The organism is Actinoallomurus sp. NPDC052274, from assembly GCF_040679475.1.
GTDB lineage: Bacteria > Actinomycetota > Actinomycetes > Streptosporangiales > Streptosporangiaceae > Actinoallomurus > Actinoallomurus liliacearum.
On record NZ_JBFAUT010000001.1, the window covers coordinates 338,910 to 363,786 of the forward strand.

Sequence of the window (24,877 nt, forward strand, 5' to 3'; positions counted from 1 at the left end):
GCCACTGCAATAGATGTACTGAGACTCGAAAAAAATCGACAGTAAGTGGCCATCCTGTGGCGGCGCGGGCTCTGCCTACCGCGTCACCGGGCCGGGCCGGTGGAGCCGCGGACGACGAGCTCCGGCTCGAACAGCAGCTCGTCGTCGGCCGCCCGGGAGCCGTCGATCTGGGCGGCGAGGAGGGTCACCACCGCCCGCCCCATCGCGTCGATGGGCTGCCGCACGGTGGTCAGCGGCGGGTCGGCGCAGCTCATGAACGCCGAGTCGTCGAAGCCGACCACCGAGACGTCCTCGGGCACGCGCTTGCCCTGCCGCCGGACCGCCTTGACCGCGCCCAGCGCGAGCGGGTCGCTGCCGCAGATCACACCCGTGACCCCGCGGCGCAGCAGGCGCGACGTCGCCGCCTGCCCGCCTTCCAGGGAGAACAGCGTGCGCTCGACGAACTCGCCGTCGGCGGGCAGGCCGGCCGCGTCGACGAGCCGCTCGAAGGTCGCGACCTTCCGGCGGGACGGCACGTGGTCCGTCGGCCCGACGACCAGGCCGATCCGCTCGTGGCCGAGCGAGCGCAGGTGCCCGTACGCCTGCTCGACCGCGACGGCGTCATCGGTCGCCACGGTGGGGAAGCCGAGGTCGGCGACCGCCGCGTTGACGAGCACGACGGGCATGCCGCGCTTGCGGAGCAGCCGGTAGTGGTCGTGTGAGGCGTCCGCCTCCGCGCACATCCCGCTCGCGAAGATCACCCCGGACGCCTGCTGGTCGAGCAGGAGGTTGACGTACTCGGGCTCCGACAGGCCGCCCGCCGCACGGTTGCACAGGACCGGCGTGAAACCGAGCTGCACCAGGGCTCCGCTGACCACCTCGGCCAGCGCGGGGAAGATCGGGTTTTGCAACTCCGGCAGCACCAGGCCCACCAGGCGCGCCCGGTCGCCCCGCAACTGGGTCGGCCGCTCGTACCCGAGCACGTCCAGCGCGGTCAGCACGTTGTCGCGGGTGGCGGCCGAGACCCCGGGTTTGCCGTTGAGGACGCGGCTGACGGTGGCCTCGCTCACCCCGGCCTTCCGGGCGACATCAGCAAGTCGTCGTGACATGCCGCAAGAATACCGCAAGGACCGCAAATCACTTGCATACCTTGCAGTAAGCAGGAGGCCGGGAATCCGGATGAACGCCGCGAGGTTGTGGTGGGTGATGACCGAGTCTTTTCCGGACGCGTCCTCACCCGCCGAGGCGCTGCGCGCCGAGCGGGCGAGCACGCTCGAGCAGATCGAGGACCTGACCCGCGACTGGGAGGGGATCGTCGAGTCGTCCACCCAGATGGGGGCCGTCGACGACGAGCACGACCCGGAGGGCGCGACGATCGCCTTCGAACGGTCTCAGGTCGAGTCCCTGCTGGAACAGGCGCGCCGCCGCCTCGCCGATCTCGACCGGGCGGTCGAACGCCTCCGCGACGGGACGTACGGCACCTGCGAACACTGCGGCGGTCCGATCGCCCCCGAGCGCCTGGTCGCGCGTCCCGCCGCGCGCACCTGCATCACCTGCGCCGGCCGCTGACCTGGCGGTCGGCCTCGGCCGGTGGGGATCGCTTCGGCCGGTGGGGATCGCTTCGGCCGGTGGGGATCGCTTCGGCTGGTGGGGACCGGCTTCGGCCGCCGCGCCCGAGCCGTACGCCACGACCCCTTTACCGGGTGATTACTCGATTTTTGTGCGGGTATCTCCGGCGGCATGTCCTCCGCGAGCGGCACTCTTCTCGGCGAGAGATATCGGGTCGCCGAATCCCTGGGAAGCGGCGGCATGGGTGCGGTGTGGCGGGCCCGCGACGAACTGCTCGGCCGGGACGTCGCCGTCAAGGAGCTGGTCTTCCCGCCCAACCTGAGCACTCATGACAAAGAGGTCATGCGCGGCCGCATGATGCGCGAGGCGCGCACCGCAGCCCGGCTCAGCCATCCGGGGGTCGTCCGGATCTTCGACGTCGTCGAGGCCGAGGAGCGGCCCTGGATCGTCATGGAACTGATCCCGTCGGCCCGTTCACTGAGCGAGGTCCTCGACGAGGACGGCCCCATCGCCCCCGCGGAGGCGGCCCGGATCGGGCTGGAGGTGCTGGCGGCGCTGTCGGCCGCGCACGCCGCGGGCGTCCTGCACCGGGACGTCAAGCCGGCCAACATCCTGATCGCCCCGGACCGCCGCGTGGTACTCGGCGACTTCGGGATCGCGGTCGCCGAGGGGGAGCCGACGCTGACCCGGTCCGGCGTGCTGATCGGCTCTCCCGCCTACCTGTCGCCGGAGCAGGCACGGGGCAGGCCGCTTACTCCCGCCTCCGACCTGTGGTCGCTCGGCGCCACGCTCTACACCGCCGTGGAGGGCGAGACGCCGTTCCACCGCGACAACGTGATGGCCACCCTCACCGCCATCATCACCGACCCACCGAACCCGCCCAGGCTCGGCGGGGCGCTGTGGCCCGTGATCGAGAGCCTGCTCCGCAAGGACCCGGCCGACCGCGTCGACGCCGTCGCCCTCGCCCAGGCGCTCACCGAGGTGGCGGCCCAGGAGGAGACGAGCGCCGCGGCCAGAGCACACCCGGGCACCGCCGCCCAGGCGGCGGAACCGCCGGCGGTCCCGCACAAGATGCCGGTCGGCCACCTCGCCGAGGCCGCCGACACCGGGCCGTCGGGGGAGCGGCCGGGCCCCCGCGATCCGGCCCCCGTAGGGGAGCGGTCCGAGAACGGGACGCTCGGCACGGGGCCGCTCGGCACGACGCCACCCGGCGAGGACCGGCCCGCGCGGCCGCGCTTCGCGCACCGGCGGGGACGGGCCGTCGCCGCCGTCTCGATCCTCCTCCTGCTCGGGGCGGCGGGGATCCTCGTCGTCTTGAACCAGGACCAGCACCGCGCGGGCCTGTCCGGCACGAGCGGGAACACGGGCCGGAGCACCCCGCCGTCCGCGACTCCATCGGCCCGGTCCAGCGCCTCGGCGAGCCCGCCGGGGCGGCGGGACACGACGAGCCCTTCCCCGTCCTCCGGCGGTACCACGTCGCCGGGCGGCATCGCGTTGCCGGCCGACTTCCGCCGGTACGAGGACGACTCCGGCTTCTCCATCGGCGTGCCGCGCGGCTGGAAGGTCAGCCACGACGGCGGATACGTCTACGTGCGTGATCCCGGCTCGTCCCGGTACCTGCTCATCGACCAGACGACGCACCCGAAGAGCGATCCGCTCGCCGACTGGCGGCAGCAGGACGCCTACCGTCGCGGTAGCGACGACGGGTACACCCGGATCAAGCTGGAATCCGTGCCCGGCTACTTCAAGAAGGCCGCCGACCTGGAGTTCCTGCACTCCTCGGGCGGCGAGAGGACCCACGTACTGAACCGGAACATCCTCGTGAACGGGCATCGGGCGTACGCGCTGTACTGGTCGACGCCGGCCTCCCAGTGGTCCCGCAGCCGCCGGTACTTCGACGTGTTCGCCGGAAGCTTCCGGCCGGCGTCCTGAGGCGGTCCGCGCCGCCTCGCGCCGCCGTTCCCGTCCGGCGGGCCTCCCCGTCCCCGGTCGTTCGTCCCCTGCCGGAAATGCGAACGTCCGCGGGCCTGCCCCTTCCCCCAAAAGGCAAGCTCGCGGACGTTCACCATCATCGGCCCGGATGCGACTCCGGGCTTCTGGATAACCGGCCCTCGCGGTGTCTCCCCGGTGAACCCCCCAATCCAGCGGGGTCCGCGCGGGCCGTCGTGGTCGTCTTCGTCGTTCGCTTGAAAAACTACGTGGCCCGCACCCCGGATTCATCCATCCGCCGGTGACATTCCGCCATACACCCTGGGTTGACGCCCTGTGTCGGCGGACATCCCACGCCGGGCGTATCCGGCCGCCGATGGTATTGACAGGCGGTCATCGCCGAGTCAGACTGCGGCAAACAGGAAAGTTTCCTAATAGTCGGCGACGCTGGAGACCGTCATGGCGGCTCGTGCCCCGCCCCGCACGCTTCGAGCCCAGGTACGTCCCCGCAACGGCCGCGCCCAGGCGGCCGTCGTGGTTGACCATGAGGAGCTCACTTGACGTCCTCTCCTGCCTGAAGGCGAGAGCTTTCGGCCTCTCGCGAAGGAGAAGCGAGTGGTTCGCGGTTCACGGCCCCGCCCAACGGCTGGAGGGCTTCCCGCGCTGTCACGGCCCGCCCGGCCGCGAATCCGCTTGGTTATCGCGGACTCACACACCGTAGCAGAATGGAGGGAGCGGCGCTTCCTCTCCGGCCTCAAGGCCGGAGTTTCCGCGCCGCGAACGAGATGAACGGAAGGCTCATCGCCGCTGCCGCCGGCGTCGCTCTGACCCCCGCGCTCATCGTGGGGCTCGCCACCGCCGCGAGCGCCCACGGGTACATCAACTCCCCGCCCAGCCGTCAGGCCCAGTGCGCCCAGGGCATCGTCCAGTGCGGCGACATCAAGTACGAGCCGCAGAGCGTCGAGGGGCCCAAGGGCCTGCGCAGCTGCAGCGGCGGAAACGCCCGATTCGCGGACCTCGACGACGACAGCAAGGGCTGGCGTGCCACCAGCGTCGGCCGGACGGTCACCTTCAACTGGACGTTCACCGCCCGCCACCGTACGACCGACTGGGAGTACTACGTCGGCAACACGCTCGTCGGCACGGTCAGCGGCAACAACGCGCAGCCGCCCGCCACCGTCTCGCACACCATCAACCTCGGCAACGTCTCCGGCCGCGTGAAGGTGCTGGCGATCTGGAACATCGCCGACACCGCGAACGCCTTCTACTCGTGCGTGGACCTGCAGGTGAGCTGAGGTCGCGCCCGCCCGGCCCGGGAGCGGGGCCGAACGCCGGTCCGGCGATCCCGCTCCCGGCGCCGGGTGCCGGAGGTCCCGATCGGCATGGCCGTTTCACGCCGACGGGAGATTTCCCTACCTATCCGGTTGACTAAGTGGAGATCTTCGGTCACTGTTCGTACATGCCCTGACGCGGGGCGGCGCGACCGGAGGCATCCCGCGTCGTTCCGCCGCTGCACGGGACAGGAGACGCCATGAGCGTGACGGACGAACTACTCGCCAACGCCGAGCGCTACGCCGCGACGTTCGACAAGGGGGGACTGCCCCTGCCGCCCGCCAAGGGCGTCGCCGTGGTCGCGTGCATGGACGCCCGGCTGAACCCGTACGGGCTCCTGGGACTGTCCGAAGGAGACGCGCACGTCATCCGCAACGCCGGAGGTGTGATCACCGCGGACGAGCGGCGCAGCCTCGCCATCAGCCAGCGGCTGCTGGGCACGCGCGAGATCATTCTCATTCACCACACCGACTGCGGCATGCTGACCTTCACCGACGACGACTTCAAGGCCACGATCCAGGCGGAGACCGGAGTCAAACCCGACTGGTCGGCCGAGGCGTTCGGTGACCTGGACGAAGACGTCCGCCAGTCCATCGGCCGGATCAGGTCCGACCCGTTCATCCCGTACACCGATCAGGTCCGCGGGTTCGTCTACGAGGTCGAGACCGGCCGGCTGCGGGAGGTCAAGGGCTGACGCCGCTCGCGTTCGGCCGGGTCGGCGAGGCCGCCCGTCGGGGTCGGAGCGCACTCCTCCTCGACGGGCGGCCGTTCGGTGTCGTGTACGTGCTTCGCCGGGCGGGACGGTGCGACACGCATCAGGGGAGGGCGCGGTCGACGATGTCCAGGGCGTCCTCCTTGATCCTCGTGGTCGACTCCTTGGACACCAGGGGGAACGCCTGTCGCAGCTCACGCCGGCCGACCACCGCCAGGGCACCTCCTGCGGAGACCAATCCGCCGCCCACCGTCAGGGCGGCGGCCCAGGTCGGAAGTCTCCGGGACAGCGCGGCGACCGTGCCCGCCACGACCGCGCCGGTTCCGTACGCCATCAGCGCGCCGGCGCCGCTGAGCAGCACCATCCCGCTCCTGGCCCGCGCCGCGTTCTCCATCATCTCCTGACGGACGACCGTCATCTCGTCCCGGACCAGGCGGACCGTCTGCGCCGTAACGTCCTCCAGCAGCTCGGACACCGATTCGTTCTCGGCCATTCGCCGTCTCCTCACGTGTTTTCCCCGACCGCTACCCGGCACCGGGGCGGAGTAACGCGTTCAGGTCGTACGGACGTCTTTCGGCGGGTATGGCGGTGAACAGGGGATTCCGGAAGGAGGTGTGACATGTCGCTGTTTCTGGCCATCATCCTCGTGGCGATCGCCCTCGGTGTCGCCGGGTGGGTGGTGAAAGGCCTCTTCTTTTTGTTGATCATCGGGATCGTGGTCTTCCTGGCCGACATGGTGCTCGGCGGGATCTTGCTCGGCCGCCGCCGCGGTCGGCCTCGCGCCGTACGCTGACGCGTCTGTTCGCCGTGAGCGCGGACCGGTCAGTGCCTGCCGCCGTGCTTCTCGCCCTTGCCCTTGGCCTTCCCCTTGGTCTTGCCGTGCGCCTTCCCGTGAGCGGGCCGCTTGACGGCGGCGCTCGCCCGGTCGGCCGAGCCGGCGGTACGGGCCACGGGGCGCGTGGTCCGGCGCGGCGCCGAAGACGGAGACGCGGGGGTACGCGCCGCGTAGACCGTCACCGTCGTGCCGACGGTGACCTGTCCCGACGGCGTGAGCCCGACCACGGTGCCGGCGGTCCGTCCGGGGACGACCTGGTGCCGGACGCCGACGCGCAGGCCCTCCCGGCGCAGCGCCGTGACAACGGAGGTCAGGGGCTGCCCGTAGTAGGCGGTGGGATCGATGGTGACCGTCCGGCGGGCCGGGGCCGCCGGCACAGTGGTGGCCTGGTCGCGCGCGGACCGTACGTCGGACGGGCTGCGCAGCGCCCACCCGCTCGCTCCGGTGAGCGCCGCGACGGCCACCGCCCCGACGCCGAGCACGAGGGACCGCCGGCTCGCCGGCGCCGGGACAGCGGGCGCGTCCGGGGTCGTGGCCGGGGCGAGCGGTCGCTCCTCCTCGGCCGCGACGACCGGCCCGGAGGGCGCGGCGGCCACCGCCGGATCGTCGTGGAGCCGCCGGGCCCACTCGGCCACGGTCCCGGCGTCCGGGCGTACCGCCGGGTCCTTGGCGGTGAGCGCCCGCACGAGGGCCCGTACGGGCTCGGGGACGCTGTCGGGGAGTGGCGGGACGGGGCGATCCCGGTGCGCGATGGCGACCGCCAGCACGTCGTCGCCCTGGAACGGCGGCCGCCCGGCCAGGCACTCCCACGCGATCACGCCCAGGCTGTAGAGGTCGCCGGCGGGCGTCACGGCGTACCCGGCCGCCTGCTCGGGCGCCAGGTAGAGCGGCGTGCCGATCACCTGGCCGGTGCGGGTGAGCCGGAGGGTCTCCGGCCCGCGCGCGATGCCGAAATCGGTGATCTTCACGCTGCCGTCCGGACGGACGAGCAGGTTCGCCGGCTTCATGTCGCGGTGCACCAGCGCCGCCGCGTGCACGCACGCCAGGCCGTCGGCGGCCTGCGCCACGATGTCGACGACGCGACGGGGCGGCAGCGTGCGCTCCCGGGCGAGCACGGCCGACAACGGCTCTCCGTCGATGAGCTCCATGACGAGGTACGGCCGTTCGTCCTCCCGGCCGTCCCCGTAGTCGTGGACCTCCGCGAGGCGCGGATGGGACAGGGCTGCCAGGTGCCGGCCCTCGAGCCGGAGCCGCTCGCGGTACTCCTCGCTGTCGGCGTGCTCCGGTCGCAGCAGCTTGACGGCCACGGTCCGGCCGAGCTCGGTGTCCTCGGCCCGCCAGACCTCTCCGACGCCTCCGGCGGCCAGCAGCTCACACAACCGATAACGTTCCCCGACCAGTCTCGGCACCACGGTAGGCATGGCACACCGCCTACCCGTCTGCGCCCGGAACATACCGGTGGCGACCTTGAACGTGCGGTTCGTCCGTGACGCCGGACGCGCCAGAGGTCAGCGGCCGAGCAGGGCCTTCAGCGCGCCGAGGACGGCGGGCCAGGCGCGCGAGAGGGGATCGATCACCGGGAAATGGCCGGTGCCGGTCAGCTCGGTCAGCGTGCAGTCGTCTCCCGCCGCCCGGGCCGCCTGGGCATACCGGCGCGACTGCTCGATCGGGACGTTCTCGTCCGCCGTCCCGTGCACCAGCGCGGACGGCACCGAGGAGGGCAGCAGGGCCAGCGGGTCGGTGAGCGCGACGCGTTCGGGCAGGTCGCCGGCGGGGCCGCCCAGCAGGTCGTCGGCGGCGCCGTCGCTGAGTCCCTGGCGCGACGCGAGTTCCAGCGCGGCCACCGGCGCGAGCGCGACCACTCCGCGCAGCGGCGGCGGCGCCGGCAGCCGCCAGGGCGCGGAGGCGGGGAGGCGCGCCCGGGAGGCGGCCCACAGCGCGAGGTGCCCGCCCGCCGAGTGACCGAGCAGCACCACGTCCCCGATCCCGCCCGGAACGGCCCGGTCCGCGAGCGCGGGAACGGCGTCGACGGCCCGGGCCGCGTCGTCGAAGGTGCCCGGCCAGCCGCCGCCGTCCTGCCCGACGCGGCGGTACTCGACCGAGGCGGTGGCGAAGCCGCGTGCGGCCAGGTCGTCGGCCATCGGACCGGTGTGCGCCCGGTCGTACCGGGCGCGCCAGAAGCCGCCGTGCAGGATGACGACGAGAGGGGCGGCCGTCCCCGCGCCGTCTCGGGGGAACCGCACGTCGGCGACCTGGTCCGATAGCTCTCCGTAGGCCAGCGTCGCGTCCGGCGGTGAGGAGGCCCGGGTCAGCACGTCGTCGGGCTCCGCCGCGCCCGTACGCCGACCGCTCTGGATGTCGTTCACCCCTCACCTCTACCGAGGTCGCCGTCCTGCCGGCAAGCGGAAAAGATCACGGAAGGATCGGCGTCGTGAAGCTGACGAAGCTGGGCCACGCGTGCGTGCGCCTGCGGAAGGACGACCGGGCGATCGTGATCGACCCCGGCGTGTACACCCCGGAGGCCGACGCGCTCGACGGCGCCGACGCGATTCTCATCACGCACGAGCACCCCGACCACCTCGACGCCGACCGCCTCCACCGGGCGCAGGCGGAACGCCCCGGGCTGCGGATCTTCGCCAACCGGGCGGTCGCCGAGCAGTTCCCCGATCTCAGGATCCAGCAGGTCGGGCACGAGGACCGGTTCTCCGTGGCCGGATTCGACGTCCAGGTGTACGGGGATCTGCACGCCGCGGGCCACCCGGACGTCCCGCAGGTCGCCAACAGCGGTTTCCTGGTGGACGGCGAGGTCTTCCACCCGGGCGACTCGCTCACCGTTCCGGCGCGGCGCGTGCCGACCCTGCTGACGCCGTGCGACGCGCCGTGGCTCAAGGGAGCGGAGATGGTCGCCTACCTCCGGGAGGTCGCCCCGGTCCGGGCGTACTCGATTCACGACGCCTACGTCTCCGAACTCGGCATGGAGGTCGTGGCCTCGTGGTTCGAGGTCGAGGCCGAGCGGTCCGGCGCCGACATCAGGGTCTTCAGAACGGGCCAGACCATCGACCTGTGACCGGCCGGAGCGAGAAGGGAAGGGCCCCGACCATGTGCGGTCGGGGCCCTGCCGGGTTCCGTCAGGCTCAGCCGTACAGGGCGCTGACGTGCTTCAGGTCACCGTCGGCGACCTCGATGACGCCCAGCCGGGCGTACCAGTCCACCCAGACGGGTTCCAGGCCCGGGTCACGAGCGAACTTCTTCTCGTCGATCCGGCCGCGGGCGTGGTCGACCGTGCGGTCGGCGAGGGCCTGCAGCTCGCGCGGAGAGTGCCAGGCGACGTTGCGGGCCTCGTCGGCACCGGGGTTGATGTCCCCGGTGACGTCCGCGCGGTAGATGGTCCACTGGTGGCCGACGTTGAAGCCGGGCCGGACCTCCCGGCGGCATCGGTTGGGCAGCCAGCCACCCACCGCCAGCAGTTCCAGGCGGACGACGGTCAGTCCCAGTTCCTCGCCGGTCTCGGCACGCGCCGTGTCCTCCGTGGAGCCGTGCTCGTCGACGTGACCGGCCGCGGGCGCCTTGCCCACGGGGGGCTTGACGCGCTCCAGCAGCAGGTGCTTCCCAGCCGGGTCGACGATGATGATGCCCACCGACTGGTTGTCGCACACCGGACGATTCGCCGTCTCAGAAGCGGAAACCGCTTGCATAACGAGCTCCTTCTCTTGTCTTCTCGTCACACCGCACTCATCAGTGCGGCGCCAAAGGGTTACCGTGCGCCGCACGGCTTCTTACGCAACCGTGAGACGGCGGGTTTCTGCCTGCGGCGAGCGGGCTCGCACCGGTCTCGGTCCGGCACGTCGCTCCGGTGGGCCGACGAGGGTGGGCATCACGCGGGACCCGGCATAGTCTCTCCCTCATCGCTACCCGGACGGGCGAAGGAGCAGGTCGGAGGCTTGAGCGAACAGACACCCACACCGGCCGCCCGCGAGCCGCGGACCACGGCCGCCCGGCTCACGGTCCGCGACGTCCTCGGCCTGGACCTCGTGACGACGTGGGGGCCGGAGGTCGTGGCCGGCGCCGCGCACCTGGACCGCCCGGTGCGCTGGCTGCACGTCGCCGAGGCGACGGACGTCGCCGTCATGCTGGCCGGTGGCGAGATGGTGCTGACCACGGGCCTGCTGCTGGCCGGGAACGATCAGGCGCAGGCTGACTACATCGAGTCGATGCGGCGCGTGGACGTCGCCGCGGTCGTGCTCGGTCTCGGCCGTGCGTTCCGCACCACGCCCGAACCCATGCGCCGGGCGGCGGAGCGATGCGGAGTGCCGCTCATCGTGCTGCACCGGCCGGCGCCGTTCGTGCGGATGACCGAGGAGGTCCACTCGCGGCTGCTGTACGGCAGGTTCGCCGCGCTCAACCTGTCCGACAACATCCGGTCCTCGCTCACCGCCCTCAACCTGTCCGGGGCCACGCTGCAGCAGTTGCTCGACGAGATCGCCTGCTACAGCGGCTGCCCGGTCGTGCTGGTCAACCTGGCCCAGCGGGTCCTCGCCTCGGCCGGCGACCGGGCGTCGCTGAGCGAGCTGCTGCGCGACTGGGACCGCGTCTCCCGGCAGGTCGCCGAGCTGGCGGGAAGCGGACCGGTGACCGTCGAACCCGACGGGTGGATCGTCGTGGACCTGGAGGCGCGCGGCCGGCGGTGGGGCCGGCTGGTGTTCTTCGGGTACGCCGGATCGGAGGAGTCCGGGCTGCTCCTCGGCGCCCGGGCGGCCGAGGCGCTGGCGATGCACCGCCTGCTGGGCGACCGCGACCACGGCTGGGAGGAACAGGCCGCGGAGGCGTTGCTGCTGGACCTGGCCTCCGGGGCAGCCCGGCCCGAGCAGCTCTTCACCCGGGTACGCGCCGCCGGCCTGCCCGTGAACCGCCGGACCTTCGTGCCCGTGGTGGTCCGTGTCCTCGACGACGGCCGCACCGACGGCGAACGGGACGACACGCCGGAGCTCGTCGACCGGGCGGTGGCCGAGACGCCGGAGGCGGCGGGGCTGGTCGCCCGGATCGATCCCGAGGGCACCGCCGCGCTGCTGAGCATCCCGTACGGCGAGGACTCCGACGCCGTCGTGTGCCGCGTCGCGGTTCGGGTCCGGGACGCGCTGGCCCTGCGCGGGCGGCGGGCCGTGCTGGGCGCCGGCTTCGCCTGCTCGGTGCTCGACGAGGTGCGCCGGTCGTTCGTCGAGGCGGTCCACGTCGCGGACGCGGCGGTGGCCGCGCCGCCCGACGGACCGGTGGCCCGGCTGGGCGACGTCCGCCTGCGGGGACTCGTACGGCTCCTGCGGGACGACCCGGAGCTGCAGGCGTTCATCGAACGCGAGCTCGGCCCGCTGCTGGAGAACCCCTCGCTGCTCGGCGTGCTCCGCACGTACATGGAGACGGGCCGCAACAAGTCCCTCGCCGCCCAGGCGCTGCACGTCAGCCGCCCGACCCTGTACCGCCGGCTGCAGCGCATCGAGGCGCTGCTCGGCATCGACCTGGAGGACTGGGAACGCCTCACCTCCCTGTACGTCGCGCTCCTCGCCCACGAGGGCCAGACCGGCCCGAGGCCCGTCCCGCCGCGCTCCGCGCCGGGACGGGCGTGACCCGTCAGGCCGGGGCGCCCTCGACCGGTGCGGTCGCGGTGACGGCCCGCCCGGTCACGGGGAACAGCCGGGTCAGCAGGAGGTACAGCAGGAAGGCCGAGGCCAGGCCCACCGCCCAGCCGTAGTCGGCGAGCGGCTTGAGCGGCGGGATCAGGCCGCCGGCCGGGAACGGGCCGGTGCCGGGCGCCGAGTACGAGCCGCCGATGGCCAGGACGCCGCCGACCGCGAAGGCCGCGACGGCACGCCAGTTCCAGCCGCCGTCGTACCAGTAGCGGCCCTCGGCCCGGTACAGATCGGCCAGGTCCAGCCGCGTGCGCCGCAGCACCCAGTAGTCGGCGATGAGGATCCCGGCGACGGTGCCGAGCAGGCCGCCGACCGTGCCGAGCCAGGTGAAGATGTACGCCTGCGGGCTGGCCAGCAGCTTCCACGGGAAGATCACCACGCCGATCACCGCGGTGATGAGCGCGCCGGTGCGGAAGGTGACGTGGCGCGGCGCGATGTTGGACAGGTCGAAGGCCGGCGAGACCACGTTGGCGGCGATGTTCACCGAGATGGTCGCGATCAGCACGGTGACCAGCGCGTACAGGACCGCGGCCCAGTTGTCGAGCCGGGCGGTCAGCTCGATCGGGTCCCAGATCGCCTTGCCGTACACCACCTGCGAACCGGAGGTCACCAGCACCGACAGCAGCGCGAACGCCGTCATGGTGGTGGGCAGCCCCAGCGTCTGGCCCCAGAACTGCGCGCGCTGGTTCGCGCCGTACCGCGTGAAGTCGGGGATGTTCAGCGACAGGGTGGACCAGAAACCGATCATGCCCATGAGCGCCGGGAAGAAGACCTTCCAGAAGCCGGAGCCCCACCCCAGCTTCGACGGCTGGTGCACGATCGGGCCGAACCCGCCGGCCTTGACGCTCATCCAGATCAGCAGTGCGATCGCGCCGACGATGACGAACGGCGCCGCCCAGTTCTCGAACCGGCGCAGCGTCTCCATGCCGCGCATGATGATGCCGATCTGCAGCCCCCAGAACAGCGCGAAGGACAGCCACTGCGTCCACGGATAGCCGCCCACGTGCGCGGCGCCGGTCCACCAGTCGCCGAACAGTTTGCCGGCCAGCAGGAAGATGCCGGACCCGCCGATCCAGGTCTGGATGCCGAACCAGGCGCAGGCGACTGCGGCGCGGACCAGCGCGGGAAGGTTCGCGCCCCGGATCCCGAATGAGGCCCGCGCGAACACCGGGAACGGGATGCCATAGCGCGGCCCGGCGTGGCCGCTCAGCAGCATCGGCACGAGGACGACGACGTTGGCGATCGCGATCGTGAGGACCGCCTGTTTCCAGTCCATGCCCAGCGCCACCAGGCTGGAGGCGAGTGTCCAGGAGGCGAGGTTGTGGGCCATGCCGACCCACAGGGCGGTGAAGTTGTAGGTCGTCCATCTCCGCTTGGCGATCGGGACGGGCAGCAGGTCCTCGTTGGCGTACGGGCCGGTGGGCACGGCCGCGTAGGGGAGCTCGACGCGGCCGGCGGAGGCGGTGGGTTCGGCGGGCGAGGGCGAGGTGGCGGTCATGCGCGGCTCCTCGGGAGGGACGGAAACGAGAGGGAGGGCCTGAGGCGTGTCCGGTGGATCTCCGTCCGGCTGCGCGGCGCTGTGAAAAGATCCACCGGCCACGCCCGGGGACGGTCGCCGGCCGCGGGCGGGTCAGCCGGTCAGCGCGGGGATGACGGTCTCGCCGTAGGCGTCGATCGTCGTCTCCTTGGCGTCGTGCATGTCGTAGACGGCGAACTGGTCCACGCCGAGCGCCCGCAGCCGCCGGAGCCTGTCGATATGGGCCTCGGCCGGTCCGATCAGGCAGAACCGGTCGACGATCTCGTCCGGGACGAACGCGGTGTCCGGGTTGCCGGCGCGGCCGTGGTGGGCGTAGTCGTAGCCCTGGCGGGCCTTGATGTAGTCGGTCAGCTCCTCGGGCACCAGGGAGGACGACTCGCCGTACCTGCTGACGAGGTCGGCCACGTGGTTGCCGACCATGCCGCCGAACCACCGGCACTGGTCACGGGCGTGCGCCAGGGCCTCGGGTGAGTCGTCGTCGGTGACGTACGCCGGGGCGGCGACGCAGATCGCGACGTCGGCGGGGTCGCGGCCGGCGGCCACCGCGGCGTCCCGGACCGCCTTGACCATCCACTCGGTCAGGTAGACGTCGGCGAGCTGCAGGATGAAGCCGTCGGCCTTCGCGCCGGCGAGGGCGAGGGCCTTCGGCCCGTACGCCGCCATCCAGACCGGCAGCCGGGCGCCCTCCGCGACCCAGGGAATGTGGATGGGCGTGCCGTCGACCTCCGCCGTACGTCCCTCCGCGAGCTCGCGGATGACGTGCATGGCCTCTTCCAGCACGGCGAGGGTGTTCGGCCGGCGGCCCGCCACGCGCATCGCGGAGTCGCCCCGGCCGATGCCGCAGATCGTGCGGTCGCCGAACATCGAGTTGAGCGTGGCGAACGTCGAGGCGGTGACCTCCCAGGTGCGGGTACCGGGGTTCGTGACCATGGGGCCGACGATCAGGCGCTCGGTCCGCGCGAGGATCTGGCTGTAGATCACGAACGGCTCCTGCCAGAGCACCGCGGAGTCGAACGTCCAGCCGTACGTGAAGCCGCGTCCCTCGGCGCGGCGCATCAGCTCGATGACGGCCGAGGCGGGCGGGTCGGTCTGCAGGACGAGTCCGAAGTCCATGAGGCGCGCCTTTCTCAGCCGAGGTAGCGGCAGGTCTCGCGGGCGACGAAGCGGCCGTGACCGGCCCGGCCGGTGTAGGACCGGTCGTCGATGACGACCTCGCCGCGGGACAGGACGGTCTGGACCCGGCCCGTGACGGTCCGCCCCTCGTACGCCGAGTAGTCGACGTTCATGTGGTGGGTCTCGGCGGACATGACCTGCGTGGCGTCCGGGTCGTAGATCACGATGTCGGCGTCCGCGCCGGGCGCGATCGTGCCCTTGCGGGGGTACAGGCCGAACATGCGGGCCGGGGTCGCGCAGGCGATCTCGATCCAGCGGCGCCGCGAGATGTGGCCGTCCACGACCGCCTGGTGCAGGAGGTCCATGCGGTTCTCGACGCCCGGCAGGCCGTTCGGGATCTTGGAGAAGTCGCCCAGGCCCATCTCCTTCTGGCCCTTGAAGCAGAAGGGACAGTGGTCGGTGGAGACCACCTGCAGGTCGTTGGTCCGCAGGGCCCGCCACAGGTGCGCCTGGTGCTCCTTCGGGCGCAGCGGCGTGGAGCAGACGTACTTCGCGCCCTCGAAGTCCGGCTCGGCGAGGTTGTCGGTGGACAGGAAGAGGTACTGCGGGCAGGTCTCCCCGAAGACGGGCAGCCCGAGGTCGCGGGCCTGGGCGAGCTCGGCGACGGCCTCCGTCGCCGACACGTGCACGACGTACAGCGGCGCTCCGGCGACGCGGGCGAGCTGGATCGCGCGGTGCGTGGCCTCGGCCTCCAGCAGCGCGTGGCGGACCTCGCCGTGGTAGCGCGGGTCGGTACGGCCGGCGGCCAGAGCCTGCTCGACCAGCACGTCGATGGCGATGCCGTTCTCGGCGTGCATCATGACCAGCCCGCCGTTCCCGGCGGCGCGCTGCATGGCGCGCAGGATCTTCCCGTCGTCGCTGTAGAAGACGCCGGGGTAGGCCATGAAGAGCTTGAAGCTGGTGACGCCCTCGTCGACCAGGCCGTCCATCTCCTTCAACGTGTCCTCGTTGACGTCGGAGAGGATCATGTGGAAGGCGTAGTCGACGGCGCAGCTCCCGTCGGCCTTGGCGTGCCAGGCGTCCAGGCCGGCGCGCAGCGACTCCCCGACCGTCTGCACGGCGAAGTCCACGATCGTCGTGGTGCCGCCCCACGCGGCGGCGCGGGTGCCGGTCTCGAAGGTGTCGACGGCGAACGTCCCGCCGAACGGCATCTCCATGTGGGTGTGCGCGTCCACGCCGCCCGGGATGACGTACCTGCCGGTGGCGTCGAGCACGCGGTCGGCGGACTCGGCCCAGGCACGCGCGACCTCGCTGTCGCGGGCGGCGAGCGCGGTGACCCGGCCCGCCTCGATGAGGATGTCGGCGTTCGTCTCGTCGGCGGCGGTGATGACCAGCCCGCCGCGGATCACGGTGGTCCCCATGCGGTCGGCTCCTCTCAGCTCTCGACGAGCGGGCCGTAGGCGTCCGGGCGGCGGTCCCGGTAGAACGCCCACTGCTGCCGGACCTCGTCGATCAGGCCGAAGTCGAGGTCGCGGACGACCAGCTCCTCCTCCTTGCCGGAGGCCACGTCGCCGACGAACTGGCCGCGCGGGTCCACGAAGTAGCTGGTGCCGTAGAAGTCGTTGTCGCCGTACTCCTCCACGCCGACCCGGTTGATCGCGGCGACGAAGTACTCGTTGGCGACGGCCGCGGCGGGCTGCTCCAGCTTCCACAGGTACGACGACAGGCCCCGGTGCGTGGCCGACGGGTTGTAGACGAGCTGGGCGCCGGCCAGGCCGAGCGCGCGCCAGCCCTCCGGGAAGTGCCGGTCGTAGCAGATGTAGACGCCGACGCGGCCGACGGCCGTGTCGAACACCGGCCAGCCGAGGTTGCCGGGCCGGAAGTAGAACTTCTCCCAGAAGCCCTTGACCTGCGGGATGTGATGCTTGCGGTACTTGCCGAGGAAGGTGCCGTCGGCGTCGATGACGGCGGCGGTGTTGTAGTAGAACCCCGACTGCTCGACCTCGTAGACGGGGACCACCATGACCATGCCGAGTTCGGCGGCGAGCTCGCGCATCCGCCGCACGGTCGGGCCGTCCGGCACCGGCTCGGCCCATCGGTAGTGCTCGGCGTCCTGCACCTGGCAGAAGTACGGAGCGTTGAAGACCTCCTGGAAACCGATGACCTTCGCCCCCTGCGCGGCGGCCGCGCGGGCGTGCTCCTCGTGTTTGGCGATCATCGTCTCGGTGTCACCCGTCCAGGTCGCCTGGACCAGGGCCGCGCGTACGATCGGGCTCATCGGATCTTCCCTTCGGAAAGCGTGAGCAACGCAGGGGAGAAACGGACTCCCTGCCCTTATGACGGCTGACGCTACGAGCCGCCCGGCGCGCCGTACAGTGCCACCGTGTAACGGGATCCGGCGGCCCCGTTGCACCTCGTCACCTGCGCCGATGCCCGTTCACGGGTTTGTTATGCCGAGGGACGCGATGCGTGAATTCCGCGTTTCCGCCGACGAATGTCACCGGGGCCGTCGCCCCACGAGTGGTTGGACCGAATGTCGCTGACCGGGCGCGTCGCTCATCGGCCCATGCCGCCCCGGACCCGTCGGCGATAGGCGGCGGACTTGGACTTGTTGCCGCAGGCCGCCATCCCGCACCAGCGGCGTCGCCCCGCGTGGGAGGCGTCCAGGAAGAGTCGGCTGCAGTCCGGGTGCGCGCACTCGCGGACGCGGCCGGCCTGCGGACCGGTCAGCAGGTCGATGGCGTCCCGAGCGAGCGTGGAGAGCGCCTGGTCGAGGTCACCTCGGTGCCGGACGGCGCCGTCCACCAGGCAGGGGACCGTCGGTGGGCGGGCGGCGACCTCGTTGAGCCGTCGCACGTCGGCGGGGTCGGGCGGAGCGGCGGCGAGCGCGGCGCGGGCGAGCCGGTGGATCACCTCGCGGAACCCGCGGAGCCGTACGAGGCCGGTGTCGTCGACGGCGACCCGCTCGGTCAGTCCCGCCTGCTCGATCCAGTCCCGGGCGTCGCGCGGGGTCCGCAGGGTCTCGACGGGTTCGCGATGGCGGACCCGGAGCGTCGTCGTGAGGTCGAGACAGGGCCGACCGCTAAGAAAGGCGAACACGTCACCATATTGACCGGTGACGCGGATTCATGCCACCGTGGCGTCACCATACTGTGCGGTGACGTAAGGAGCTGAGGCCGTGCGCGCCGGACACCCCGACGGGGAGATCGCCAGGGGACTGGTCCGGTACGTTCCGGCGGCGATCCTCGCGCGGGGCGCCGACGGCGGGGCGGCGGTGGGACTCGTCCTGCTGGCCATGGATCCGGGACTCCGGGTGCCCGGGGCCGCGGCGACCGGCGGCCTCCTGGCGGGCGCGCTGAGCGCGCCGCACCTGTTCGGGCCCTGGACGGCCCGTCGGCTGGACCGGGCTCGCGACGCCCGGCGGGTGCTCGCGACGGCGTTCCTGCTCTACGCGGTGGCGCTGGCGGCCGGGTCGCTGCTGCTCGGCCGGTCCCCGGTCTGGGCGGCGGTCGTGGCGGTGGCCGTGGCCGGCTGCGGCGGGCCGCTGCTCACGGGCGGGATGAGCAGCAGGCTGCCCGGGACGTCCGGGGCGGACGGCCCGGCCCGGCGCCGCGCCCAGGGCTGGGACGCGCTCACGTACGGCATCGGCGGCACCGCGGGACCGGCAGCGGTCGCCGGCCTGGCGGGGCTGTTCGGGCCGCTGACCGCGATGCTCGGGCTGAGCGGCGCGGCCGCCGTCGCCGCAGGACTGACGCTGGCCCTCCCTCGGGAACACTCCACCGGTCCGGCCGCGGAGCGCCCACCGGGAGTCCTGGCGGGCATGGGGGTGCTGGTCAGGTCCGCGCCGCTGCGGCGGGTGACGACGATGACGCTGCTCAACGCGCTGAGCCTGGGCGCGATGCCGGTCATCGCGGTCGTGCTCGGCCCGCACCTGACGGCGCGGCCCGGCGCGGGCGCCACCCTGACCGTCGCCTACGGGCTGGGCAACCTCGGCGGCTCCATCCTTGTGACGGTGTTCCCGCTGCGCGGGGAGCCCGAGCGGCTCGCGTTCCGGCTGTTCGCCGGCCTGGCCGTCACACTCGCCCTGGGTGCCGTGACCCCGGGCCTCCCGCTCGCCCTCGCCGGGTTCGCGCTGATCGGCGTCGCCAACGCACTGTCCTTCACCGCGACGCTGACCGCGCGCACGGCGTACGCCCCGGTCGCCGCCCGCGCGCAGGTGTTCGTCACGAGTGCCGGGCTGAAGGTCGCGGTGTCCTCGGTCGGGTCCGCCGCGGCCGGCGCGATGGCAGGCCTCGGCGGCCGTACGCTGCTCCTACTCTGCGCCGGAGTCGGGGCCGTCGCGGTCCTCTCCGCCGGCACGGACCGCCTGGCGTGTCGCCGCCGGGACCGCGCGGCGACGCCGCTTCACCCGGTCGACGCGCCGGCCCCGCCGCGGCGCGTGGCCGGCTAGGGCCTGGGCCGGCCGGGCCCCGGTCAGGCGTAGAAGCGGTAGACCGCCTGGGCGACGAAAGGGGGCGGTCGACGCCGTCGATCTGACGACGAGCCGGCCCGCGCCCACGCCGCCGGGATCCTCGACGGCATCACGCCGTCCGAGGACTGAGCGGCCGCACGGTACCTCAGCGGACCGGGTCTCAGCGGGCGGGGTCTCAGCGCACGGGGTCCGGGGCCGGTGTGGAGTCCTCGATCCGCAGGATCGACGGCCGCTCGGTGGCGCGCAGGTCACGGGCGACGGCCTCGGCGTCCCGCAGCACGCGGAGGGCGTTCTGCCAGGTCAGCTTGGCGAGGTCGGGCTCGCTCCAGCCACGGCCGAGCAGTTCGGCGATGAGGTTCGGGTAGCCGGAGACGTCCTCCAGCCCGGCGGGCAGGAAGGGGCAGCCATCGTAGTCCCCGCCGAGGCCGAGGTGGTCGATCCCCGCCACCTCGCGCATGTGGTCCAGGTGGTCGGCCACGGTGGCGGCCGTCGCGACGGGCCGCGGGTGGTCCGCCTCGTACGCCCGCCGCAGCTCCTGGGCCTCCGGCGTCGTGGCCAGCGGGTCGAGACCTTGGGCGCCCACGTACTCGTCGGCGGCGCGCGTCCAGGCGATCGCCTCGGGCAGCACGAACTTCGGCACGAACGTGGCCATGGCGACCCCGCCGTTGGCAGGCAGCCGCTCGAGCACGTCGTCGGGGATGTTGCGTGGATGGTCGCAGACGGCCCGCGAGGAGGAGTGCGAAAAGATCACTGGGGCCCGGCTCACCCGCAGCGCGTCCCGCATCGTGTCCGCCGACACGTGGGACAGGTCGACCAGCATGCCGAGCCGGTTCATCTCCCGCACGACCTCCTCGCCGAAGGCGGTCAGGCCGTGCGCGACCGGCTCGTCGGTCGCGGAGTCGGCCCACGGCACGTTGTCGTTGTGCGTGAGCGTCATGTAGCGGACCCCGAGCTCGGACAGGCCGCGCAGGGTCGCCAGCGAGCACGCGATCGAGTGTCCGCCCTCCGCGCCCAGCAGCGAGGCGATGCGCCCCTCCGCGCGGGCGGCCTCCACCTCATCGGCGGTACGGGCGAGCCGCAGGTCGCCGGCGTACCGCTCGACCAGCGCCCGTACGCAGTCGATCTGCTCCAGCGTGGCGCTGACCGCCGCGTCGCCCGCCAGGGACGACGGCACGTACACCGACCAGAACTGCGCGCCGACCCCGCCGGCGCGCAGCCGGGGCAGGTCGGTGTGCAGGAGGCCGGACTGGTCCACCGCGACGTCACGACGGTCCAGGTCGTAGCCGACCTGCTCGCGCAGGGCCCACGGAAGGTCGTTGTGCCCGTCCACCACCGGGTGCTGGGCCAGCAGCGCGCGGGCGCGCTCCACCATGGCCGGATCGGCGACATATCCCATCGCTGCCTGCGTTCCCATCGTGCTCAAGTGATCGTCTCGTATCGGCTCCCAGCCTAGATGATTGATTCCAAGGGATCTTGGTGCCATACGAAACGAGAGTGCCCCGCCGCTTTCCCCGGACGCGGGGCGACCGGGGAAAGCGGCTCCCCGTTAGGACGGGTGACCGACTCCGCCCGAGCAGGGAGCGCCGCGCTCAGGTGTCTGCGGTCCTTCGCGGTAGACGCTGATGAACCTCTTCAGGCGTGGATCGAAGGCGCTGTCGAGACGGAGCTGCCGTCCCCATGCGCTGGCCACGACCGGTGCGGGAAGGTCCGGGAAGGGACTTAGCAGGAGATGACTTCGCCCGCGTACGAGGGCGCGCAGGGTCGCCACCTGGTCGGCGGGAAGATCGGGCTGGTAGGTGACCCAGACCGCGCCGTGTTCCAGGGAGTGCACGGCGTTTTCCTGCCGGACGGGCGTGAGATAGACACCGCAGTTGAGTAGCAGCGGGGCGTGGGGCCCGCCGACGGGCGGGACCTGCGGGTAGGTGATGTGCGAGGTCGTGTGCCGCCGGGACAGGTTGTGGAATGTCCGCACGCCCGGGATGTACGGCTCGTCACCATGTGTCACGCGGGCGTACGCGGCGTCATTGCCTCCGGCGATGAGAATGCCGCCCGCGGCGATCACCGCGATCTTAAGGGAGCGTTTCGACATGCGAATCCTTCCAGTGGCCGGCGAGCTCGCGGTAGCGCGGGCTCGCCGTGGGTTGTTCGGCGTGGGTACCGACGGCGAGATGGCTGCCGTCGATCAGCCCCACGCGGTCGGCGCGCATGGCGGGCACGGCCGATCCGGTGCTCGATCATGATGAGGGTGCCCGCACGCTGCGTGAACATCACCTCGGTCTGCAGTTCGCCCCTCGGGGCCGAGGTGGCACATTGCCTCGTCCGGGACGACGCTCCGCCCCGGTGACGGGTACGTGCGGGCAAGTGCGACGAGCTGTCGGTCCCGGCGGACAGGCCGGCTTCGCCGATGATCGTGGAATCGGCATTTTGGGTGGATGCGGGGGCTCCCGTCGCAACCGGTGGCGATCAGCGGCTGGTGCGTCGGTGAGACCCAGAACATGGCGAGAACGCCGCTGCGATTCCCTTGCGACCTCGCGTGTGAACTCGATGCTCTGGCCGCCGCGGGACTCGGTTGTGTGTAGCCGTCCATCCGGGTCGCGGGGAGTGAACGCCCGCAGCAGTCTCCTTTGGGGGAGGGGGCTGCTGCGGGCGTCCACACGCAGGCGGCCGGGGCCCGCCCGGTCGCCTGCGCGGCATCAGCCGCCAGGGCAGTGACAGCCACCACCGCTGTAGCAGGGGCAGTAGCCCGACGGGAGAGGCGCGGGATGGCGGAGTTGGATCCGATGGATGTCGCGCACCGCACCCACGCCGAACGTCAGGCCATAGGTGATCCCCGGCAGCACCCCCACGACGATGAAGGCGACGGCCGCGACCCATCGCCGGGTCACCGCGCAGAGGAAGACCGCCGCGAGTGGCAGCACGACCGCGCAGCCGACCGAGGCGACCAGGAGGCGGTCGGAATGAAGGCTCTCCTGCTCGGTAATCCGACAGTCTTCGAAACAGAACGTCGGATCGAACGCCGCGAGGAAGAGCGCGATCGTGCCGCCGATCCACCCGAGGGTGAGCAGGGCCAGCATCGCCCCGGTGGCCGTCCGCGCCGTCGTGTTCGGTGGGAGCCTCGTGTCGATCATGTGAGCAGCATCTCGGCGCCGCCGCCCGCGCGGCAGAGTACAAGTACTCAGACTCCGCGGAACGCTCGGATATCGACACTGGCAGCCGCTCAGGCTCTCCCGTCTCGTCCGATTCGCGGGCCCGGCGTGGCCACCGTCCACGGGTTCCTGCTGACCGGGCTGACCGCGGGGGATCGGCGGGCCCTCGACGCGTTCGAGGGCCCGACCTATGAACTGACGCGCATCACGCTCATCGACGGCCGCGCGGCGTGGAGTTACGTCTGGACCGCGCGGGCCGAGGCCGGAGCCGGCGAATGGTCTCCCGAGGAGTTCGCGGCCCGGCATCTCCCGGCCTACGTCGAGCGCTGCGCGGCATGGCGCCGCGGCTCAGCGGACGACGCGGAACCATAGGTTCGTGGCGAGCGGGACCTCGCTCTGGCGAATGCGTTCGAGCTTGACCTTGTGGCCACCGGCGTGGTCGAACAGGCGGACGCCGTCGCCGAGCAGGACCGGCGCGACGAAGATGAGGAGCTCGTCGACCAGTCCCGCGGTGAGGCACTGCCGGGCGACCTCGGCGCCGAGGATGTTGACGTACTTGTCGCCGGCGGCCTCCTTGGCCGCCGCGACCCCCTTGTGGAGATCGTCGACGAAGGTGACGCCGGGGACGGGGCCGGCCGGCGCGTGGTGGGTGAGCACGAACTGCGGGCCCTCCCAGCCGCCGCCGAAGGGCTTGCCCTCCTTCTCCGTCCCCCGGTGCGGATCGTCGCCGCCGAAGGTGCGGTTGCCGACGAGGAGAGCGCCGATCCGCGCGATGAACTCCTCGACCATCGGGTTCGGTCCGATGTACGGCGTCAGCCAGGACATGTCCCCGCCCGGACCGGCGATGAAGCCGTCCAGCGACATGCTGACCGAGTAGAGCATCTTCGCCATGACCTACCTACTCTCGTGTGGATGCGCGTGTGGTTCTCTGTGCAGACCGCACGGCGGGCGAGAACTCATCGCGCCCGGCGTCACTGACCGCATCCGGCCAGGCGCGCGGCCGGGCGCCTGAGGGCGGGCCGCCTCAGCCGACCTGCCACACGTGCAGCAGGTGGTCGTGGGTGGTGAGCACGGGGCGCCAGGTCGACGGGATGCCGGGCAGCGCGGCCTTCGCGGCGTCGCCGCAGCGGGGGCAGGCGTCGCTGCCGACGCTGTAGGCCACGACGTAGTCGCCCGCCACCGGTCCCGTCGCGTTCGTCAACGGCCGCAGGTGGCCGCGCCACACCCGGTGGCCGGTCCGGCTCACGAAGTAGATCGGGAGGACGCGGTACAGCTTCGTGTCCGCCCAGACGGTCTGGGCGCCGGAGCGGGCCAGCCAGGACCGGAACTCCGGCAGCGCGTCCGACGACACGCGCGGTGAGCCCGCCCAGCCGGGCGTGCCCGGACGGCCGAGCACGGCGAGCCCGGTCGTGAGGAGCGCGACGGAGCACACCGCCACCGCGGGGACGAGCGCCCGCGGCGACCGCCGTACGGCGCGGCCGAGCAGCCACAGCGCCGCGACGCCGCCCAGCACGAAGGCGGGGAACACCGGGTACCAGTAGCGCAGGAGCTGCAGGCGCAACTTGGGATGGGCCGGGTTCAGCACGCCGCCGAGGAGCGTGAGCGGCACCCACAGCAGCGCGATCCACAGCGCGAACACGCCGGCCCGCCGCGTGTCCGGACCCGCCTGAGCGCCGCCGCGCCACGCCCGGACGAGGCGGACGGCGCAGACCGCGCCCGCGGCCAGGGTCAGGGCGAGGAGGAGCAGCAGACCCGGTCCCTCGGGGAGCGTGGCGAGCTGCTGCGGCAGCCGCCACAGGTACACCCACAACGGCAGATCGTGGAAGGTCTTGGCGACCTCCGGGCGGGACGGCAGGTCGCCCAGACCCGATCCGGCGTGCAGGCGGGCGAGCGGGTCGCCGTACAGCCACGCGTTGAACGCCGTCTCGCCCGCGCCCGTCAGCACCACCGGCGTGACCAGGAACAATGAGTCCCGGCGCCCGATCCGCCGCCACAACAGCACGGGGACCAGCGGCCAGACGAACACGATGAACTCGCGGACCAGGTAGCTCCAGCCGAGCAGCACACCGATCACGACGAGCCAGACCCGCCGGTGGCGCAGGAGTCCGCGGCGGAGCGCGACGGTCAGGGCGACGGCCGCGGTGAACAGGGCGGTGGCGGGCAGGTCCGGCAGCAGCTCGGTGCCCGCGACGACCACGATTCCGACGCAGCCGAGGACCACCGCCGACACCGCGCCCACGAGCCGGCCGAACAGCAGGCGGCCGATCGCGTACACCGACCCGAACAGCAGCAGCGCCGCCGCGACCGGGAACGCGTGGTAGGTCGCCTCGGAGTAGCCGAAGACCTTCATCACCAGGGCGGTCGGCGCGGTCAGCCCGATCCGCAGGTACTGGTGGTCGAAGATGGGGTTCGGCGGCCGGGACGGGAACGACCGGGCGGCGTCCATGTAGCGGCTGTGGTCGACCGGCTGCGGCACCTGGCGTGTCGCTCGGAGTGTTCAGCGTGGCGGTGGTCGCGTACGCCGACGCGCGCCACGTCTCGTACGCGTCCGGGCTGCTGCTGGCGCTCATGTC

General features: G+C 72.3%; 25 protein-coding genes. 9 read left to right on the top strand and 16 right to left on the bottom strand.

Annotated elements, in window-relative coordinates; all coding sequences use genetic code 11:
• Positions 1-83: 83 nt before the first annotated feature.
• Complete coding sequence (locus tag AB0K82_RS01645; protein ID WP_364391445.1) at positions 84-1,106, bottom strand: LacI family DNA-binding transcriptional regulator; 1,023 nt, start codon at positions 1,104-1,106, stop codon at positions 84-86.
• 79 nt (positions 1,107-1,185) lie between these two features.
• Between AB0K82_RS01645 and AB0K82_RS01650 the strand changes: the two genes are divergently transcribed.
• From AB0K82_RS01650 to AB0K82_RS01665, 4 genes are all read left to right on the top strand, one after another.
• Positions 1,186-1,548, top strand: coding sequence for a TraR/DksA C4-type zinc finger protein (locus tag AB0K82_RS01650; RefSeq protein ID WP_364391447.1), 363 nt, complete (start codon positions 1,186-1,188; stop codon positions 1,546-1,548).
• 171 nt (positions 1,549-1,719) lie between these two features.
• Positions 1,720-3,480 (top strand): protein kinase, encoded by a 1,761-nt coding sequence (locus AB0K82_RS01655; protein ID WP_364391449.1) that lies wholly within the window; start codon positions 1,720-1,722, stop codon positions 3,478-3,480.
• A gap of 782 nt (positions 3,481-4,262) precedes the next feature.
• Entirely contained in the window at positions 4,263-4,772 is a 510-nt protein-coding gene (locus AB0K82_RS01660; RefSeq protein WP_364391451.1) for a lytic polysaccharide monooxygenase auxiliary activity family 9 protein, read from the top strand.
• A 236-nt stretch (positions 4,773-5,008) separates the two neighbouring features.
• Positions 5,009-5,503, top strand: a complete 495-nt coding sequence (locus AB0K82_RS01665) for a carbonic anhydrase (protein ID WP_364391453.1) — start codon at positions 5,009-5,011, stop codon at positions 5,501-5,503.
• Positions 5,504-5,624: 121 nt separating this feature from the next.
• Here AB0K82_RS01665 and AB0K82_RS01670 read toward each other — a convergent pair whose 3' ends face one another.
• Entirely contained in the window at positions 5,625-6,014 is a 390-nt protein-coding gene (locus AB0K82_RS01670; RefSeq protein WP_364391455.1) for a phage holin family protein, read from the bottom strand.
• A gap of 126 nt (positions 6,015-6,140) precedes the next feature.
• On the opposite strand from AB0K82_RS01670, the gene AB0K82_RS01675 reads away from it, so the two are divergent.
• Positions 6,141-6,314 (top strand): hypothetical protein, encoded by a 174-nt coding sequence (locus tag AB0K82_RS01675; RefSeq protein WP_345349073.1) that lies wholly within the window; start codon positions 6,141-6,143, stop codon positions 6,312-6,314.
• Positions 6,315-6,343: 29 nt separating this feature from the next.
• Here the strand turns inward: AB0K82_RS01675 and AB0K82_RS01680 are convergent, their stop codons facing one another.
• Both AB0K82_RS01680 and AB0K82_RS01685 read right to left on the bottom strand, forming a co-directional pair.
• On the bottom strand, positions 6,344-7,768 hold the full coding sequence (locus tag AB0K82_RS01680) for a serine/threonine-protein kinase (RefSeq protein ID WP_364391457.1): 1,425 nt from the start codon (positions 7,766-7,768) through the stop codon (positions 6,344-6,346).
• A gap of 96 nt (positions 7,769-7,864) precedes the next feature.
• Positions 7,865-8,722: an alpha/beta hydrolase gene (locus AB0K82_RS01685; protein ID WP_364391459.1), complete on the bottom strand. Its 858-nt coding sequence runs from the start codon at positions 8,720-8,722 to the stop codon at positions 7,865-7,867.
• Positions 8,723-8,787: 65 nt separating this feature from the next.
• Between AB0K82_RS01685 and AB0K82_RS01690 the strand changes: the two genes are divergently transcribed.
• Positions 8,788-9,423 (top strand): MBL fold metallo-hydrolase, encoded by a 636-nt coding sequence (locus AB0K82_RS01690; RefSeq protein ID WP_364391461.1) that lies wholly within the window; start codon positions 8,788-8,790, stop codon positions 9,421-9,423.
• A 67-nt stretch (positions 9,424-9,490) separates the two neighbouring features.
• On the opposite strand, the gene AB0K82_RS01695 is transcribed toward AB0K82_RS01690, so the two are convergent.
• Positions 9,491-9,994: an NUDIX hydrolase gene (locus tag AB0K82_RS01695; protein WP_364391463.1), complete on the bottom strand. Its 504-nt coding sequence runs from the start codon at positions 9,992-9,994 to the stop codon at positions 9,491-9,493.
• Positions 9,995-10,297: 303 nt separating this feature from the next.
• Here AB0K82_RS01695 and AB0K82_RS01700 point away from each other — a divergent pair, with 303 nt between their 5' ends.
• Positions 10,298-11,974 (top strand): PucR family transcriptional regulator, encoded by a 1,677-nt coding sequence (locus tag AB0K82_RS01700; RefSeq protein WP_364391466.1) that lies wholly within the window; start codon positions 10,298-10,300, stop codon positions 11,972-11,974.
• Positions 11,975-11,978: 4 nt separating this feature from the next.
• Here AB0K82_RS01700 and AB0K82_RS01705 read toward each other — a convergent pair whose 3' ends face one another.
• From AB0K82_RS01705 to AB0K82_RS01725, 5 genes are all read right to left on the bottom strand, one after another.
• Entirely contained in the window at positions 11,979-13,535 is a 1,557-nt protein-coding gene (locus tag AB0K82_RS01705) for an NCS1 family nucleobase:cation symporter-1 (protein ID WP_364391468.1), read from the bottom strand.
• 132 nt (positions 13,536-13,667) lie between these two features.
• Positions 13,668-14,687: a TIGR03842 family LLM class F420-dependent oxidoreductase gene (locus tag AB0K82_RS01710; protein ID WP_364391471.1), complete on the bottom strand. Its 1,020-nt coding sequence runs from the start codon at positions 14,685-14,687 to the stop codon at positions 13,668-13,670.
• A gap of 14 nt (positions 14,688-14,701) precedes the next feature.
• Positions 14,702-16,108 carry a dihydropyrimidinase gene (gene hydA, locus AB0K82_RS01715; RefSeq protein ID WP_364391473.1) on the bottom strand — a complete coding sequence of 469 codons (1,407 nt, stop codon included), beginning with the start codon at positions 16,106-16,108 and terminating at the stop codon, positions 14,702-14,704.
• Positions 16,109-16,122: 14 nt separating this feature from the next.
• Positions 16,123-16,965: a nitrilase-related carbon-nitrogen hydrolase gene (locus AB0K82_RS01720; protein ID WP_364391474.1), complete on the bottom strand. Its 843-nt coding sequence runs from the start codon at positions 16,963-16,965 to the stop codon at positions 16,123-16,125.
• Between the two features lie 278 nt (positions 16,966-17,243).
• Positions 17,244-17,786 carry a CGNR zinc finger domain-containing protein gene (locus AB0K82_RS01725; RefSeq protein ID WP_364391476.1) on the bottom strand — a complete coding sequence of 181 codons (543 nt, stop codon included), beginning with the start codon at positions 17,784-17,786 and terminating at the stop codon, positions 17,244-17,246.
• Between the two features lie 79 nt (positions 17,787-17,865).
• On the opposite strand from AB0K82_RS01725, the gene AB0K82_RS01730 reads away from it, so the two are divergent.
• Positions 17,866-19,137 (top strand): MFS transporter, encoded by a 1,272-nt coding sequence (locus AB0K82_RS01730; RefSeq protein WP_364391478.1) that lies wholly within the window; start codon positions 17,866-17,868, stop codon positions 19,135-19,137.
• A 196-nt stretch (positions 19,138-19,333) separates the two neighbouring features.
• On the opposite strand, the gene AB0K82_RS01735 is transcribed toward AB0K82_RS01730, so the two are convergent.
• The 4 genes from AB0K82_RS01735 to AB0K82_RS01750 all read right to left on the bottom strand — a co-directional run bounded on the left by AB0K82_RS01735 (position 19,334) and on the right by AB0K82_RS01750 (position 22,286).
• Positions 19,334-20,572 carry a dipeptidase gene (locus AB0K82_RS01735; protein ID WP_364391480.1) on the bottom strand — a complete coding sequence of 413 codons (1,239 nt, stop codon included), beginning with the start codon at positions 20,570-20,572 and terminating at the stop codon, positions 19,334-19,336.
• Between the two features lie 132 nt (positions 20,573-20,704).
• Complete coding sequence (locus tag AB0K82_RS01740) at positions 20,705-21,247, bottom strand: DUF3105 domain-containing protein (RefSeq protein WP_364391482.1); 543 nt, start codon at positions 21,245-21,247, stop codon at positions 20,705-20,707.
• Positions 21,228-21,374 carry a hypothetical protein gene (locus tag AB0K82_RS01745; RefSeq protein WP_364391484.1) on the bottom strand — a complete coding sequence of 49 codons (147 nt, stop codon included), beginning with the start codon at positions 21,372-21,374 and terminating at the stop codon, positions 21,228-21,230. Before AB0K82_RS01745 ends, AB0K82_RS01740 begins: the two co-directional genes overlap by 20 nt.
• Before the next feature lie 477 nt (positions 21,375-21,851).
• Positions 21,852-22,286, bottom strand: coding sequence for a DUF6234 family protein (locus tag AB0K82_RS01750; RefSeq protein ID WP_364391486.1), 435 nt, complete (start codon positions 22,284-22,286; stop codon positions 21,852-21,854).
• A 126-nt stretch (positions 22,287-22,412) separates the two neighbouring features.
• Between AB0K82_RS01750 and AB0K82_RS01755 the strand changes: the two genes are divergently transcribed.
• Positions 22,413-22,676 (top strand): hypothetical protein, encoded by a 264-nt coding sequence (locus tag AB0K82_RS01755; RefSeq protein WP_364391488.1) that lies wholly within the window; start codon positions 22,413-22,415, stop codon positions 22,674-22,676.
• Here the strand turns inward: AB0K82_RS01755 and AB0K82_RS01760 are convergent.
• Together AB0K82_RS01760 and AB0K82_RS01765 are read right to left on the bottom strand one after the other, a co-directional pair.
• Complete coding sequence (locus AB0K82_RS01760) at positions 22,653-23,195, bottom strand: dihydrofolate reductase family protein (protein WP_364391490.1); 543 nt, start codon at positions 23,193-23,195, stop codon at positions 22,653-22,655. The two genes, AB0K82_RS01755 and AB0K82_RS01760, sit on opposite strands and share 24 nt — an antisense overlap.
• A gap of 133 nt (positions 23,196-23,328) precedes the next feature.
• Complete coding sequence (locus tag AB0K82_RS01765; protein WP_364391492.1) at positions 23,329-24,780, bottom strand: glycosyltransferase family 39 protein; 1,452 nt, start codon at positions 24,778-24,780, stop codon at positions 23,329-23,331.
• Positions 24,781-24,877: the final 97 nt, after the last annotated feature.